Below are 20,172 nucleotides of genomic sequence, written 5' to 3' on the forward strand. Positions count from 1 at the left end.
GTATACACTCTCCTGTATGTGTCAGAGAAAGTTTGTTCATCATCCCTAAAAAAATTAGTATCTCTTTATTTATGTTTTATTTTTTTGTTTTTGCATTTTACTTAATTATTTATTTGTTGTATTTCTGATGTGAGCTCATTTAAACTTATTAAAATATCTGAAATTTCTTTGATATAAGTGTTGTCTAATAACGTGATGTGGGTAGAAGGAATATTATGTACTATTACCTGTTCAGTAGTATACTCTTGCCATCCGTAATCAAATTCTTCTATATCATTTTCAACCGTTATTATTTTATTCTCAATTTCACTTTCTATTTCAGTATACATTGCTCTGAACAGAATAATTGGCACCTTTAATTTTGGCTTGTTTTTGGCTATATAAATGTAATTTTCGTTTCGGAAAATAACTTCTAAATGGCCTCTTACTTCATCCTCATTAATTTTTAGTTTGGAGTCACTTAACACTTTAGTCACAGCCTCGATTTGTTCTTCTGCTGTTTTGTTTTCAAGCACTAAATCAGACCAATTAAATTCATCTCCGAACATGGCTTGAATAAGTATTTTTAATGAACTGCGATACGAATCATCTCGTTCCTTATTTTCACTTCTATCAACGTCAAATCCCATAAAAGAACTATCCAAAATCAATAATTCTTCAACATCAAATCCCTTATCTTGCAATTGCACTGCCATTTCATAAGCCAGTATTCCGCCAAGGGAATATCCACCAAGTCGATATGGTCCATATTGATCTATTTTTTGCATTTCTTCTATAAACTTAGAAGCCATTTCTTCAATAGATTCTGAAACTGGAGATTTTCCATTTAATCCCGGGGATTGAAATGCATATACCGGTTGCTCATCTCCCAGTAATTTGACTAGCTCAATATAACAGTTAACTGTTCCACCTCCCGGTGGAGCCAAATATATCGCTTTATTACTACCTTTCTTTTGTAAAGGTATTAAGATATTTTCCTTAGCAGATTGCATTGAATCTATATTCTCTACAAAATTAGATATCGTTGGATATTCAAATATGGTCATAATATTTGTATTCGAATCCAATACTTCATTAATTTTTGCAACTAGTTTTATTGCTAATAAACTATGTCCACCCAACTCAAAGAAGTTATCATGAATCCCTATTTTTTCTATTCCCAACAACTGCTGCCAGATAACTGCCAACTGTTTTTCCAGGTCTGTACCCGGAGCCACAAACTCTTTACTGGATAACTCAGAACTATCAGGATCCGGTAAAGCTTTCTTGTCCAATTTACCATTAGAGGTTAATGGCAACTGATCCATCTCAACCCAGAACATCGGAACCATATACTCCGGAAGACTTACTCTTAAGCGTTCCTGTAAATCTGTTGTATTTAATTTATCGCCTGAAACTACATAACCGATCAAACGTTTGTTCCCAACTTCATCCTCTCTGGCTAAAACACAACACTGGATAATTTCTGAAAATGAAGACAATACATTTTCAATCTCACCCAACTCGATGCGGTATCCGCGAATCTTTACCTGATTGTCCTTTCTACCGATATATTCTATATTTCCGTCAGCTAACCAACGTACTAAATCACCGGTCTTATACATTCTGTCTCCTTCAACAAAAGGATTCGCTATAAAGTTCTCTTTCGTTAATTCTTCCTGATTCAGATAACCGCTGGCTACACCTGATCCCCCAATGCATAACTCTCCAATAACACCAATTGGCACTAGATCTAATGAAGGATTTAAAACATACAAATTGGTATTGGTCAAAGGCTTACCTATTGGAATCGTTGTTGCTGAACCTGAGATCTCAAAAACAGCATAACAAGTAGCATACACGGTTGTCTCTGTAGGTCCATAGACATGGTGAATTTTTCCAGATCCTAATCCTGATAACATTTTTCGTACTGGAGTTATTGAAACTTTTTCACCTCCAAATAACAACAATCTTAAACTTGACAATAAGGATAAATCATATTCTGCCAAAGAATTAAACAAGGCAGTAGTAATAAATATAACACTTAATTCATTCCTGTTTATAACCTTAGATAAAGCCCCGGCATCTGAAGCCACAGATTTATCTATTAAATAAAGACTCGCTCCATTTAAAAGACTGCCAAAAATCTCATAAGTCGATCCGTCAAAAGCATAATTAGACCATTGAAGTACTCGATCTGAACAATTAATTGCGATCGCACTCGATGGATCATTAATCAAAGTAATTACATTCTCGTCACTGATCGAAATTCCTTTTGGTACTCCTGTTGTGCCCGAAGTATACATAACGTAGGCTACGGAAGCAGGATGTCTTTCATTTACCACTTTTGAAGATTCATAAGCAGAAGATTCTGCTATATCTAAGAAGAAAATAAAATCTGAAACTGATAAACTTGATAATAAAGAGTCTTCTCTGTAAAGAAGAAAATTCACACTCGAATCCTCTACTATATACGATAATCGTTTAGAAGGTAAGGTAGGATCTAAAGGAACATAAGTACATCCTGATTTTAGAATCCCTAATATACTAACGATCATATCAAAACTTCTGTTAAACAAGATTCCTATTCGCGAATCACTAATCACTCCCATCGATTCAAAATAATGAACCAATTGGTTGGATCGCTCGTCCAGTTCTTTATAAGTCATCACCTGATCTTCAAAAACCAAGGCTATTGCTTGTGGTGTTTTAAGAACCTGATCATTAAATAAATCTACTATCGTTTTATCCTGAGGGTATGCAAATGCAGTATCATTAAAAACAGTCAATAACTGCTGCTTATCCTCCTGGTCAAGCATAGAAAGACTCTCTATTGGTTGGTTCACATCATTGACAATACTTACCAGCAATTCTTTATAATGCAACAACATTCGATCAATCGTTGTCTTATCAAATAAGGCGGTACAATACATTACATCCAATGCAGTACCATTACTCTCTTCCGATACATTCAGTGTTAAATCAAACTGAGATGTAACGGTATCAAATTCATAATCTGAAAGAGTAATACCTTCCAGACCATTTCCTTCTTCTGATTCTTCCGACCCTTGTGGAGTATTTTGCAATACGAACGCCACCTGAAACAATGGTGTCATACTTCTGTCTCGGGTAGTAACCACTCGATCTACAACCTTCTCAAATGGAACCGACTGATGGTCATATGCTCCTAATGTAGTTTCTTTTACTCTTTCTAAAAGTTCCTTGAAACTTGGATTACCTCCAAGATCACTGCGAAGTGCCAACACATTTACAAAAAAGCCAATCATGCCTTCCAACTCCGCTTGGGTTCGATTAGCAATAGAAGTACCAACACAGATATCATCTTGCCCGCTATAACGCGACAACAATACCTTAAAGGCAGACAACATTACCATAAATAAGGTAACACCTTCTCTTTGACACAATGCATTTAAAGACTCATTAAGTTCATTATCCAAAACTAAAGAAGCCCTCAAACCTGCTGTACTTTGCACAGAAGGACGAGTATAATCTGTTGGCAATGATAAAGTAGGCAGTCCTTGCAACTTCTCTTCCCAATACGATAACTGTGCTTCTAAAACAGCTCCTTCGAGATACTTTCTTTGCCAGATTGCATAATCTGAATATTGCAGAGTAAGTTCCGGTAAAACAGCAGTTCTTCCAGATTGGAGAGCACTGTAAAACTCCATAAACTCATTTACTAAAATCCCTTCTGACCAAGCATCACTGGCAATATGATGAAACACACAAGCCAATACATACTGCTGGTTTCCTAAATCATACAAACAACTTCTTAACTTATATTCTTTTGCTAAATCAAAAGGTAATATCAGGTAATCCTGCAGACTACTCTCTAACAATGCTGTATCTTCTATTTTTATCTGATCAAGCTTCCAGTTTTCTGCACCTATTATTGCCTGATAGCCTACTCCATCTTCGGATAAAAGAATTGTGCGCAATACCTCATGACGCGAAACTATACTTTGCAAGGTTTGTCCTAAAATCGACACATCCACTGCTCCTTCCAAACGGAAGACAATCGGGATATGGTATTCTGTACTGCCTTGCAATTGGTCCAAAAACCACAAACGTTCCTGACTGAAAGACAATGGAATTCGCGCCGGACGCTCCTCCACAACAATAGTCGGCAATAATATTCCTGTAGATTGAACCGATACATGTGCCCCTAATGCGGCTATGCTAGTGTACTCAAAAACTTCTCTGATAGAAACCTCAATAGACAATTCTTTACGAATCATCGACACCAATCGGGTAGCCAGTAAACTATGACCTCCTAATTCAAAGAAGTTATCATAAATCCCTACTTTTTCTATTCCCAATAAATTCTGCCAGATAACAGCCAATTGTTCTTCTGTCTCTGTGCGTGGTGCAACATATTCCTGTGTAGAGAGATCTGAATTATCCGGATCCGGTAACGCTTTTCTGTCCAATTTACCATTAGGAGTTAACGGCAGCTGATCCAACTCAACCCAGATCATCGGAACCATATACTCGGGTAAACTTGATTTTAGCTGTTCTTGTACATCTGCTTTATCCAGTTTGCCTTCTACCACCACATAACCAACCAAACGTTTGTTACCACTTGCATCCTCTTTGGCCAATACTCCACACTGAATAATTCCAGATAAAGAAGACAAAGCATTCTCGATCTCACCAAGCTCAATACGATACCCTCGAATCTTAACCTGATTGTCTTTCCTGCCGATAAACTCAAGACTTCCGTCAGCAAGCCAACGCACTAAATCGCCTGTCTTATAAATTCTGTCTCCTCCTGCAAAAGGATTCGCTATAAATTTCTCTTGGGTTAATTCTTCTCTGTTTAAATAACCACGTCCTACTCCTACACCACTAACCCATAACTCTCCAACAACTCCAATCGGACATAAATTATCATACGCATCTACAACATACAACTGCATATTGGCTACAGGCTTACCTATAGGAACTACAACTCCAGAAGGAGCCTCGTACATAATATGAAGACTGACATCATCTGATGCTTCTGCAGGACCATAAGCATTCACTACAGCAATAGAAGGAAACGACGCAAACCAGGATTCCAATAATGAAATCGTAGCCGCTTCTCCTGTAACCAGAAAATAACGTAAATCTTCCAAACCTTTTCTTGAACCTGTTTCCAATAAATTCAATATGTAAGAAGGAACTAACTGAAGATGCGTAACTCCATAAGAACATAAAGCATTCTGAAAATCATTGGTGTCCAAGATCATGGACTCACTGTAAATCGCAATACGACCTCCACATAATAAACCACTTAATAATTGCCATACCGAAATATCAAAAGTAAAAGGCGCTGTAAAGGCAACAACGCTGGTACTGTCCATATTCAAATCATCAATCATAATCAAAAGATGGTTCAATAACCCACTATGCTCAATCATAGCTCCTTTGGGAGCTCCCGTACTTCCCGAGGTATAAATAACATAACTCAACGAAGCAGGTGAATACGAAATACCTAATGGTTCTACAGAGCAATTGGCATATACCGAAGAGGAATCATCCAAAACGATAATCTTACTATCACTTAAGATCGCAGACAAAGCCTCTTTGCTTGATTCATCGGTAAGAACCAAAGAACAACCGGTATCCTGAGCAATATAGGAAATACGGGATGCCGGATAATCCGGTTTAACAGGCACATAAGCTCCTCCTGATTTTAAAATACCCAAGATCCCCACAAGCATATTCAAACTACGATCTACACAGATACCTACCAGGCTATCTGCCACCACACCCTGATCATGAAGATAATGGGCCAGCTGATTAGAACGCTTATCTAACTCTTTGTAACTTAACTCTTCCGAGCCAAAAACTACAGCGATAGCATCAGGCGTTTTTTGCACCTGCTGCTCAAACAAATCAACTACCGTCTGATCCAATGGATATTCTACAAACGTATCGTTGAAAACAGCTGCTATCTGATGGGATTCCGCCGCAGTCAACATAGGCAAACTATGTATTGGCTGACTGATATCATTCAACATATTCACCAACAACTCTTTATAATGCAACAACATACGATCAATCGTAGTCTGGTCAAATAAAGCGGTGCAATAATTTATTCCTACCGAAATATCAAAATCATTTTCTGTGATACTCAACATCAAATCAAATAGAGATGTAGCATCAGAATATTCATGTTCGGAAATTATAAGATTTTCCAAACTTGGACTTTCTTCTTTCGAATTTTCAATCTCATTATGAAAATCAAACATAACCTGAAACAAAGGTGTCATACTTCTGTCACGAGTAGTTACTACACGGTCTACCACTTTCTCAAATGGAGCCAGCTGATGATCATAACTACCCAATGTCGTTTCTTTTACTCGGGATAAAAGTTCTTTAAAATCCGGATTACCACCCAAATCACTACGAAGAACCAAAGTATTGACAAAAAAGCCAATCATCCCTTCTAACTCCGATTGGGTACGGTTAGCAATTGGAGTTCCCACACAGATATCGTCCTGACCACTATAACGTGACAACAATACTTTAAAGGCAGCTAACATTACCATAAACATGGTAACCCCTTCTCTTTGGCATAACGCTCTTAAAGACTCACTAATTTCTTTGTCCAAAAACAAGAAAGCACTTGAACCTGCCATACTCTGCACAGCAGGGCGAGGATAATCTGTTGGTAAAGATAAGGTAGCCACTCCTTGAAGCTTCGCTTCCCAATACGCTAACTGTGCATCTAAAACAGCTCCTTCGAGATATTTTCTTTGCCAGATCGCATAATCGGAATATTGTAACGTTAACTCCGGTAAAACAGCTGTTCTGCCAGATTGAAGAGCACTGTAAAGCTCCATAAACTCACTTATCAAAATACCACCTGACCAGCCATCGCTAACAATGTGATGAAGTACACAAGCCAGTACATACTGCTGATTTCCTAAATCGTACAGACAGCTTCTTAACTTATAATCCTTTGCTAAATCAAAAGGACTCATCAGATAATCCTGCAGACTACTCTCTAAGAGTGATTCGTCTGTTATTTTTACCTGATCCAGTGTCCAGTCTTCTGCAGCTATTATTTGCTGATATCCTACACCATCTTCGGATAAAAGAATCGTACGCAATACCTCATGACGTGACACTATATTGTGTAATGTTTGTTCTAAAATCGATACATCTACCACTCCTTCCAAACGAAGCACTGTAGGAATATGATACTCTGTACTACCCTGCAACTGATCCAAAAACCACAAACGTTCCTGACTAAAGGACATTGGAATTCGCTCGGGACGATGCTCTGAAACAATAGTAGGAAGTAATACTCCTTTTGACTGAACCGATACATGAGCTCCTAAGGCTGCTATAGTAGTGTGTTCAAATACGTCCACAATTTCAATTTCTATCGTCAACTCTTTACGAATCATCGATACTAATCGGGTCGCCAATAAACTATGTCCACCCAACTCAAAGAAGTTATCATGAATCCCTATTTTTTCTATTCCCAACAACTGCTGCCAGATAATAGCTAACTGTTTTTCAATATCTGTACCCGGAGCCACAAACTCTTTACCGGATAACTCAGAACTATCCGGATCCGGTAAAGCTTTCTTGTCCAATTTACCATTAGAGGTTAATGGCAATTGATCCAGCTCAACCCAGAACATCGGAACCATATACTCCGGAAGACTTACTCTTAAGCGTTCCTGTAAATCTGTTGTATTTAATTTACCTTCTGAAACTACATAACCGATCAAACGTTTATTGCCTCCTTCATCCTCTCTGGCTAAAACACAACACTGGATAATTCCTGATACCGAAGAAAGCGCAGTCTCGATCTCTCCAAGCTCAATTCGATAACCACGAATCTTTATCTGATCGTCTTTTCTTCCAACATATTCTATATTTCCATCCGGTAGCCAGCGCGCTAAATCGCCTGTCTTATAAATTCGGTCTCCTTCTATAAAAGGATTCGCTATAAACTTCTCTTGGGTTAATTCTTCCTGATTCAAATATCCCTTGGCCAAACCTGATCCACCCACACATAACTCTCCGATAACACCAATTGGCAATAGATTCAATTTGGAATCTAAGATATAAGCCTGACTATTTTTAATAGGTTTACCGATCGGAATGTTTCTATGAGTAACTTCATCAATACTATAGGTTGTAGAAAAAGTAGTATTTTCTGTAGGACCATAACCATTGACAATATGCAGCTGTGGATAAAGTTCTTTTAATTTATTGGTATAATTAAACAAAACTACATCACCTCCAACTACTAAATCAATTAAATTTTCAAAAACAGCTACATCATCTTCTACTACTTGATGAAACCAAGAGGCTGTCATCCACATAGTAGTAACTTTATGTTTTATAATAAGTTCTTTTAAATTTACGACACTCAATAATGTATTTGTATCTGCTAATATTAATTGTCCTCCATTTAATAAAGTACCGAAAAATTCTATGGTCGTAGCATCAAAAGAAATAGATCCTGTTGACAACCATACCGTATCTGAATTCAATGAGATATAATCACAGCTTTTACATAAACTAACAATATTATCATCTGTTATCATCACTCCTTTTGGGTTACCTGTAGTTCCTGACGTATACATAACGTAGGCTACGGAAGCAGGATGTCTTTCATTTACCACTTTTGAAGAATCGTAAGCAGAAGATTCTGCTATATCTAAAAAGAAAATAAAATCTGAAACGGATAAACTTGATAATAAAGAGTCTTCTCTGTAAAGAAGAAAATTCACGCTCGAATCTTCTACTATATGCGATAATCGTTTAGAAGGTAAGGTAGGGTCTAAAGGAATATAAGTACATCCTGATTTTAGGATCCCTAATATACTAACGATCATATCAAAACTTCTGTTAAACAAGATTCCTATTCGCGAATCACTAATCACTCCCATCGATTCAAAATAATGAACCAATTGGTTGGATCGCTCGTCCAGTTCTTTATAAGTCATTACCTGATCTTCAAAAACCAAGGCTATTGCTTGTGGTGTTTTAAGAACCTGATCATTAAATAAATCCACTATTGTTTTGTCCTGAGGGTATGCAAATGCAGTATCATTAAAAACAGTCAATAATTGCTGTTTATCCTCCTGGTCAAGCATAGAAAGACTCTCTATTGGTTGGTTCATATCTTTGACAACACTTACCAACAATTCTTTATAATGCAACAGCATACGATCAATTGTAGCTTTATCAAACAAAGCAGTACAATATTCTATAGTTAACAGAATCATTGAATCCTCTTCAGACGCGTTCAATGTTAAATCTGACTTCGAAGTAACGGCATCAAATTCATAACCTGAAAGGGTAACATTTTCTAAACCTTTTCCTGTTTCTCCCAACTCTTCCGGTGCATTATGCAATACAAATAACACCTGGAATAATGGACTCATACTCCTGTCACGATTAATAATCATTCGATCTACGATCTTCTCAAATGGAACCAACTGATGGTCATATCCTCCTAATGTAGTTTCTTTTACTCTTTCTAAAAGTTCCTTGAAACTTGGATTACCTCCAAGATCACTGCGAAGTGCCAACACATTTACAAAAAAGCCAATCATGCCTTCCAACTCCGCTTGGGTTCGATTAGCAATAGAAGTACCAACACAGATATCATCTTGCCCACTATAACGCGACAACAATACCTTAAAGGCAGACAGCATAACCATAAACAAGGTAACACCTTCTCTTTGACACAATGCATTTAAAGACTCACTTAGTTCTTTATCCAAAACTAAAGAAGCCCTCGAACCTGCTGTACTTTGCACAGAAGGACGAGCATAATCTGTTGGTAATGATAAGGTAGGCAGTCCTTGTAACTTCTCTTCCCAATACGATAACTGTGCTTCTAAAACAGCTCCTTCGAGATACTTTCTTTGCCAGATCGCATAATCTGAATATTGCAGAGTAAGTTCCGGTAAAACAGCAGTTCTTCCAGATTGAAGAGCACTGTAAAACTCCATAAACTCATTTACTAAAATCCCTTCTGACCAATCATCACTGGCAATATGATGAAACACACAAGCCAATACATACTGCTGATTTCCTAAATCGTACAGACAGCTTCTTAACTTATATTCTTTTGCTAAATCAAAAGGTAACATCAGATAATCCTGCAGACTACTCTCTAACAATGCTGGATCTTCTATTTTTTTCTGATCAAGCTTCCAGCTTTCTGCACCTATTATTTCCTGATAGCCTACTCCGTCTTCTGATAAAAGAACTGTGCGCAATACCTCATGACGCGAAACTATACATTGCAAGGTTTGCCCTAAAATAGACGCATCCACTGCTCCTTCCAAACGAAGAACTATAGGAATATGATAGGCAACACTTCCTTCTAACTGATCCAAAAACCACAAACGTTCCTGACTGAAAGACAATGGAATTCGCGCCGGACGCTCCTCCACAACAATAGTCGGCAATAATACTCCTGTAGATTGAACCGATACATGTGCCCCTAATGCGGCTATGCTAGTGTACTCAAAAACTTCTCTGATAGAAACCTCAATAGACAATTCTTTACGAATCATCGACACCAATCGGGTCGCCAGTAAACTATGACCTCCTAATTCAAAGAAGTTATCATAAATCCCTACCTTTTCTATTCCCAATAAATTCTGCCAGATAACAGCCAACTGTTCCTCTGTCTCTGTACGTGGTGCAACATACTCCTGTGTAGAAAGATCTGAATTATCCGGATCCGGTAACGCTTTTCTGTCCAATTTACCATTAGGAGTTAACGGTAACTGATCCAGCTCAACCCAGATCATCGGAACCATATACTCGGGTAAACTTGATTTCAATTGTTCTTGTAGATCTGCTTTATCCAGTTTGCCTTCTACCACCACATAACCAACCAAACGTTTGTTACCACTTGCATCCTCTTTGGCCAATACTCCACACTGGATAATTCCAGATAAAGAAGATAAAGCATTCTCGATCTCACCAAGCTCAATACGATACCCTCGAATCTTAACCTGATTGTCTTTCCTGCCGATAAACTCAAGGCTTCCGTCAGCAAGCCAACGTACTAAATCGCCTGTCTTATAAATTCTGTCTCCTCCTGCAAAAGGATTCGCTATAAACTTCTCTTGAGTTAATTCTTCTCTGTTTAAATAACCACGTCCTACTCCTACACCACTAACCCATAACTCTCCAACAACTCCAATCGGACATAAATTATCATACGCATCTACAACATACAACTGCATATTGGCTACAGGTTTACCTATAGGAACTACAACTCCAGAAGGAGCCTCGTACATAATATGAAGACTGACATCATCTGATGCTTCTGCAGGACCATAAGCATTCACTACAGCAATAGAAGGAAACGACGCAAACCAGGATTCTAATAATGAAATCGTAGCCGCTTCTCCTGTAACCAGAAAATAACGTAAATCTTCCAAACCTTTCCTTGAACCTGTTTCCAATAAATTCAATATGTAAGAAGGAACTAATTGAAGATGCGTAACTCCATAAGAACATAAAGCATTCTGAAAATCATTGGTGTCCAAGATCATGGACTCACTGTAAATCGCAATACGACCTCCACATAATAAACCACTTAATAATTGCCATACCGAAATATCAAAAGTAAAAGGCGCTGTAAAGGCAACAACGCTGGTACTGTCCATATTCAAATCATCAATCATAATCAAAAGATGGTTCAATAACCCACTATGCTCTATCATAGCTCCTTTGGGAGCTCCCGTACTTCCCGAGGTATAAATAACATAACTCAACGAAGCAGGTGAATACGAAATACCTAATGGTTCTACAGAGCAATTGGCATATACCGAAGAGGAATCATCCAAAACAATAATCTTACTATCACTTAAAATCGCAGACAAAGCCTCTTTACTTGATGCATCTGTAAGAACCAAAGAACAACCGGTATCCTGAGCAATATAGGAAATACGGGATGCAGGATAATCTGGTTTAACAGGCACATAAGCTCCTCCTGATTTTAAAATACCCAAGATCCCAACAAGCATATTCAAACTACGATCTACACAGATACCTACCAGGCTATCTGCCACCACACCCTGATCACGAAGATAATGGCCCAGCTGATTAGAACGCTTATCCAACTCTTTGTAACTTAACTCTTCCGAGCCAAAAACTACAGCGATAGCATCAGGCGTTTTTTGCACCTGCTGCTCAAACAAATCAACTACCGTCTGATCCAATGGATATTCTACAAACGTATCGTTGAAAACAGCTGCTATCTGATGGGATTCTGCCGCAGTCAACATAGGCAAACTATGTATTGGCTGACTGATATCATTCAACATATTTACCAACAACTCTTTATAATGCAACAACATACGATCAATCGTTGTCTGGTCAAATAAAGCGGTGCAATAATTTATTCCTACCGAAATATCAAAATCATTTTCTGTGATACTCAACATCAAATCAAATTGAGCTGTAGTATCTGAATATTCATGTCCGGAAATTACAAGATCTTCTATTCTTGAGGTTCCTTCTTTAGCGTTTTCAACACTGTTGTGAAAATCAAACATTACCTGAAACAAAGGTGTCATGCTTCTGTCACGAGTAGTTACTACACGGTCTACCACTTTCTCAAATGGAGCCAGTTGATGGTCATAACTATCCAATGTCGTTTCTTTTACTCGGGATAAAAGTTCTTTAAAATCCGGATTACCACCCAAATCACTGCGTAGTGCCAAGGTATTGACAAAAAAGCCAATCATACCTTCTAATTCCGATTGGGTACGATTCTCTATTGGAGTTCCCACGCAAATATCGTCCTGACCACTATAACGTGACAACAATACTTTAAAGGCAGCTAACATCACCATAAACATGGTAACCCCTTCTCTTTGGCATAACGCTTTTAAAGACTCACTAATTTCTTTGTCCAAAAACAAGAAAGCACTTGAACCTGCCATACTCTGCACAGCAGGGCGAGGATAATCTGTTGGTAAAGATAAAGTAGCCACTCCCTGAAGCTTCGCTTCCCAATACGCTAACTGCGCATCTAAAACAGCTCCTTCGAGATATTTTCTTTGCCAGATCGCATAATCGGAATATTGTAACGATAATTCCGGTAAAACAGCTGTTCTTCCAGATTGAAGAGCACTGTAAAACTCCATAAACTCATTCACCAAAATACCACCCGACCAGCCATCACTGGCAATGTGATGAAACACACAAGCCAATACATACTGCTGATTTCCTAAATCGTACAGACAGCTTCTTAACTTATAGTCCTTTGCTAAATCAAAAGGACTCATCAGATAATCCTGCAGACTACTCTCTAACAGTGATTTACCTTCTATTTTTACCTGATCCAGTGTCCAGTCTTCTGCAGGTATTACTTGCTGATATCCTACACCATCCTCTGATAAAAGAATCGTACGCAATACCTCATGACGTGACACTATACTGTGTAATGTTTGTTCTAAAATTGATACATCTACCACTCCTTCCAAACGAAGCACTGTAGGAATATGATATTCTGTACTACCTTGCAACTGATCCAAAAACCACAAACGTTCTTGACTAAAGGACATTGGAATTCGCTCGGGACGATGCTCTGAAACAATAGTAGGCAGTAATACTCCTTTTGACTGAACTGATACATGAGCTCCTAAGGCTGCTATACTTGTGTACTCAAACACTTCTCTGATAGAAACCTCAATAGACAGCTCTTTACGAATCATCGATACCAATCGGGTCGCCAATAAACTATGTCCACCCAACTCAAAGAAGTTATCATAAATCCCTACTTTTTCTATACCCAACAACTGTTGCCAGATTATAGCCAACTGTTTTTCTGTATCTGTACGTGGTGCAACATACTCTTGCGTAGAAAGATCCGAATTATCCGGATCCGGTAACGCCTTTTTATCCTGTTTACCATTTGAAGTTAACGGCATATAATCCAGTTCGACCCAGATCATTGGAACCATATACTCCGGCAGACTTAATTTTAATTGTTCTTGTAAATCAACTTTATCCAGTTCACCTTCCAGCACTACGTAACCAACCAGACGTTTGGTACCTCCTGCATTTTCTTTAGCCAAAACGCAACATTGGCTTACTGCTTCTAATGATAATAATGCATTTTCAATCTCACCCAACTCGATACGATAACCACGAATCTTTACCTGATCGTCTTTCCTTCCAACATATTCTATATTTCCATCCGGGAGCCAGCGTGCTAAATCACCTGTCTTATAAATTCGATCTCCTTCTATAAAAGGACTTACTATAAACTTCTCTTTCGTTAATTCTTCCTTATTCAAATAACCACGGGCTACACCAGCTCCACCCACACATAACTCTCCAATAACACCGATTGGTAAAAGTCGGTTGCTTTCGTCCACAATGTAAGCAGTAGTATTATCGATAGGCTTACCAATAGAAACAAGGTTCTTTATATCTCCTCTAAAAGTTGTAGAACAGATACTTGCTTCTGTAGGACCATAAGCATTGATGTAATTATAGTGCTTAGAAAATGTCTTCGCTAATTCCAAAGGTATCGACTCCCCTGCAGTAACTAAAGTTCTAATACCTTTCAAGTCTTCAACGGACAACAATTGCAAAAATGCCGGTGGCAAAGTTGTAAAGGTGATCGTATTGTTGTCTAAAAAACTTCTAAAAAATTCAATATTTGACTTTACTTCTTCTTCTATAATACACAAACGAGAACCACTCAAAAGCGAAATACAAATTTCCCAAATAGAAGCATCAAATGAAGGGCTCGCAAATTGCAAACAACTATCACTATTGCCAATAGAAAAAGCCTTAATTTGAGATAAAATGGTATTGGTAATACTCTTATGTTCAATCATTACCCCTTTAGGTTGCCCTGTACTTCCTGAAGTGTAAATAACATAGGCCAAGTCATCTGATTTTATAGCAACCTCAGGCTGAACATCTGAATAATCAGAAATAGTTTCTTTAAACAAACTCAGGAATGAATTGTCTATAATTATACTACAACCACTATCGTTTTTAATATATTCTTTTCTTTCTTCCGGATAATTAACGTCAATAGGAACATAGGCAGCTCCTGCTTTTAATATCGCTAAAAATGATACTATTAACCAATCACTGCGCTCTAAAACAACGCCAATTAAACTCTGCGAATTAATACTATTAGTGGATAATAAATAATTAGCAAGTGCATTAGAACGTTTATTTAATTCTTTATAACTTAACTCTTCTCCCTTATAAATCACCGCAATAGCAGCTGGAGTATTTTTAACCTGCTCTTCAAATAAAGCAACTATTGTTTTGTCCTTTGGATATTCTACTGCCGTAGTATTAAAAACATCTAATAATTGGTAAGATTCCTCTTTTGGCAGAATTAAGTGTTTGTTTACATTAGTCTGCAGCTGGTCCTTAAAACAATTCAAAATACTGTCCAGGTAAATATGAAAACGTTCTAATGATACTCCTGACTTTAAGTTCTTATGCAAGACATACTGAAACTCAATTTCTGTACCTCCAGTTAAATTGACTGTTAAATTTAAACTCGAGCTTGTTCGCTCAAAAGAAGACGTTTTTAACTCTTCCATACTATCTGCATCATCATTATGAGGCAAAACAGCTGTTGAAGAATTTTCTAAAATGACATCATTATATACATGAAAATCAATATAGTTGAACAATACATCAAAAAAAGAATCCTCTCTGTTTAATCCGGTAAGACGTTTGATCTCAAAAAAGGTCAGATGCCCATAGAGATTTATTTCATTCATCTTTTTTTCGACACTTTTAAAATAGGACAACCAACTTCCTCCTGATTCAAAAATATAGCGAACTGGTACGGTATTTAAAAAACATCCTAAAACTTTATCCCCATCTTTAATTGATGGACGATTATTTGCAACCAAACCAACGGTCAACTCTGTTTCATGAGTGAAGAGCTGTAATGCATAAATGTAGGCTCCAAACAATACACTCTTAAGCGTCAAATTATGCTCTTTACATTGTTGCTTTAGATCATTTAAAAAAGAAAGATCATATTGTGCTGTATAATATTCGGTTATTTCTGTTTCCTCTGAGAAAATATCTAAATATTTATATCCTGACAATTCTTCCTTCCAAAAAGAAATAGCATCAACATCTTGCTTAGCCATCAATTCTTTGATTATAAAATCACGCTGACTACAAGCCATTGCTGTAGTAGCAATAGAATTATTTCCTTTTTTTAATTCAAAATAAGTTTTGTACAGTTCCGTAACGAACGAAGCAACACTCCACCCATCCATGATAGCATGGTGAAACTGGTATACAAATAACTTAGTTTGGGAGTCAATAGTAAAAATAGTAAAACGATATAATGATCCTTCTTGAATAGTAAAAGGAACTGTTCTTTCTGAAACCAGAAATTCTTCAATTTTCCTTTCTTGTTCTTGTTTATTAAATAGCGTTAAATCTATTTCTTCTATATCAAATGAAATATCCTTATATACGATTTGAACTGGTTGTTCATAATCTGAAAAATTAAAACTGGTACGAAATATAGAGTGCTTTTCAATTAATAATGCAACTGCTTTATGAAAATTAATAGGATCGAAAGAGCCATCTATAAAAGGGAATACCATCTGATCATGAAAAACCCCTAAACTTGGATCTACTAATGATTCCATAATCATCCCTTGCTGAACATCGCTCATAGGATAGATATCTTCTATCAGATCTGAATTCGCAACAGAACTTCTGACAGACTGACCTAGTGTTATTAACTCAGCATCAATTCTTTGGTAAAGCTGTTCTGTCTTATCATCATAACTATCATCATTTAATACTGAAATTGAAAAACGCTCAATAGTACTATATTTAAAGAGATCACGTAGTTGAATACGTTGCTTAAATGTTTCATTTATTTTTGATATCAATCGGATCGATATAATAGAATCTCCTCCTATTTCAAAGAAATTATCATAAATCCCCACTTTTTCGATACCTAACAAATTCTGCCAGATTTCCACCAACTGTCTTTCTGTATCGGTACGCGGCGCAACATATTCCTTACTGGATAACTCAGAACTATCCGGATCCGGTAAGGCTTTCTTGTCCAGCTTTCCATTAGAAGTTAAAGGCATCTGATCCAATTCAACCCAAATCATCGGAACCATATATTCCGGTAAACTTAACTTTAATTGTTCTTGTAGTACCTCTTTGTTCAATGAACCTTCCAGCACTACATAACCAACCAAACGTTTATTACCTGCTGTATCTTCTTTGGCCAATACACAACATTGGGCAACCGTTTCTAATAAAGACAAAGCATTCTCGATCTCACCCAATTCAATACGATAACCACGGATCTTTACCTGATTATCCTTTCTTCCAATATATTCGATACTACCGTCAGCTAGCCAGCGTCCTAAGTCTCCTGATCTATACAAGCGGTCTTCTGCTACAAAAGGATTTACTATAAATTTCTCTTGCGTTAATTCTTCTCTGTTTAAATATCCTCTTGCAACTCCTGCTCCTCCTACACATAACTCTCCAATAACCCCTACCGGTACTAAATTTAGATTGGCATCTAAAATATAACATCCTAAAGTAGGAATCGCTGAACCAATAGCACTAACCGAACTTAACATATCTGAACTTGTAAGTTCTTTATAGGTAACGTGAACCGTAGTCTCGGTAATACCATACATGTTAATCATTTTACAAGACGGATATAATGCTTTCCAATTTTGTAAATAAACAGGGTTTAATGCCTCTCCTCCAAAAATCACATATCTAATCGCATGATCAAAACTCTCTGATAAGAATGCTTCCTGAAGTGCATAAAAAGATCCCGGAGTCTGGTTTAAAACCGTGACTCCTTCAGTGATCAATAATTCCTTAAAGGAAATAGCGTCTTTGGTTACTGCTTTTGGAACCACTACCAAACGGCCTCCATGAAGCAAGGCTCCGTACATTTCCCATACCGAGAAATCAAAACAAAACGAATGAAACAGCGTCCAGACATCATGAGTTCCGAAATCAAATAGACAGGATTCGTTTTTAAACAAACGAACTACATTACTATGGGTGATTAAAACTCCTTTTGGATTACCTGTACTTCCTGAAGTATAAATCACATAAGCCAGATGATCCGGTGCTACTACAACACTTAAGTTCTCTGTTGAATAGTTTGAAATCTTGTCCCAATCTGTATCTAACAATACAACATTAATAGCTGCGTATTCCTCCAGTACTTTATGACTTGCTGCACTACTCAATACTAAATTAATTCCAGCATCACCCACCATATAAGCAATACGATCCTCTGGATAATCCGGATCGATTGGCACATAAGCCCCTCCTGATTTTAAGATTCCCAAGATTCCAACCAACATCTCCAAACCACGCTCTACACAGATCCCTACAAGAGTATCCGGTACAACACCTTGTTCTCTTAAATAAGATCCTAGTTGATTGGACTTCTCATTTAATTCTTTATAACTTAATTTGGCTCCTTCATAAACCACAGCAATAGCATCAGGAGTATTTTTAACCTGCTCTTCAAATAAAGCAACTATGGTTTTATCCTTCGGATACTCAACTGCCGTATTATTGAAAACATTCAACAATTGATGTTCTTCCTTCGCAGTAAGCATTAAAAGACTATCTATTGGCTGGTTGATATTATTCACAATACCTGCCAATAACTCTTGGTAATGCAGCAACATGCGATCAATCGTAGCTTTATCAAATAAGGCTGTACAATAATTGATATCCAGATCAATATCATTATTGTTTTCAGATACACTCAATGTTAAATCAACTTTTGCATTAATAGTCTCAAGATCATAACCTGAGAATGTTATCCCTTCCAGACCATTTCCATTTCCTTCTTCTGCCGACTCTTCCGCAGTATTCTGCAATATAAACATCACCTGAAACAAAGGAGTCATACTCCTGTCACGGGTCGTAACTACTCGATCCACGACCTTTTCAAATGGAACCAATTGGTGGTCGTAACTATCCAATGTAGTCTCCCTTAATCTTTCTAAGAGGTCTTTAAAACTTGGATTACCTCCCAAATCATTGCGAAGTACCAGAGTATTGACAAAAAAACCAATCATTCCCTCTAACTCTGATTGGGTACGGTTTGCTATTGGCGTTCCTATACAAATATCTTCCTGTCCGCTATAACGCGACAACAATACCTTAAAGACAGACAACATCAACATAAAAAGCGTAACACCTTCTGTTTGGCACAGCAATTTTAAAGACTCACTAAGCTCTTTATTCAATACCAAGGAAACGCTTGATCCTGCTGTACTTTGCACAGAAGGACGTGCATAATCAATTGGTAAGGATAAGGTAGCTGCTCCTTTTAACTTCGCTTCCCAATACGCTAACTGGGACTCCAAAACAGCTCCTGCCAGGTATTTTCTTTGCCAGACCGCATAATCTGAATATTGCAAAGGAAGCTCCGGTAAAACAGCAGTTCTTCCTGACTTCAATGCGCTGTAAAGCTGCGTAAATTCATTTATCAAAATACCTTCTGACCAACCATCACTGGCAATGTGATGAAACACACAAGCCAGTACATATTGCTGGTTTCCTAAATCATACAGACAACTTCTTAACTTATAATCGTTGGATAAATCAAAAGGAAGTTTTATAAAAGAAGCAATAATTTCTTCCAGGTTGTAATTTTCATTTACAACCTTATGTTCCAATTTCCAATTTTCAGGCGACATTACTTCTTGATATCCTATTCCATTTTCAGAACGAATATTCGTGCGTAATACTTCGTGACGATTTATAATTTTATAAAAAGAACTCTCCAAAGAAGAAAAATCCAAATCCCCGTTTAATCTCAAAATTACAGGCATATGATACTCTGCACTGCCTTGTAATTTGTCCAAAAACCACAAACGTTCCTGGCCAAATGATAATGGAATTTGTGTTATAGTGTTTCGATCGTAAGCAACAATTTTTTCTAAAACATTTCTTTGTTTTTTACTTTGACGCTTCTCAATATATTTAATTATTGCTTCCTTATTTTCTTTTATTTTTTGCAATAAATCAGGATCAATCGGATTAACTGATTTTATTGTCAAAGATCCTTTATCAATCCCAATTTTAATTTTCTTATTATGAGCTTCTTTTAGAATACTTAAAATTTCTGCCTGCATGGTTAAAAATTATATTTTAATAGTTTTG

General features: G+C 37.2%; 1 protein-coding gene. It reads right to left on the reverse strand.

Going from position 1 to position 20,172, the window contains the following annotated elements; genetic code table 11:
- Window positions 1-101 precede the first annotated feature (101 nt).
- Entirely contained in the window at window positions 102-20,144 is a 20,043-nt protein-coding gene (locus ACHRV5_RS17495) for a non-ribosomal peptide synthase/polyketide synthase (protein ID WP_395427624.1), read from the reverse strand.
- Window positions 20,145-20,172: the final 28 nt, after the last annotated feature.

The sequence above is a fragment of the Flavobacterium sp. FlaQc-52 genome, from assembly GCF_044007495.1.
GTDB lineage: Bacteria > Bacteroidota > Bacteroidia > Flavobacteriales > Flavobacteriaceae > Flavobacterium > Flavobacterium cupriresistens.

Bases quoted from the DNA above. Each gene is read 5' to 3' on its own strand.
- ACHRV5_RS17495 (WP_395427624.1), bottom strand. From the start codon at position 20,144: ATGCAGGCAGAAATTTTAAGTATTCTAAAAGAAGCTCATAATAAGAAA.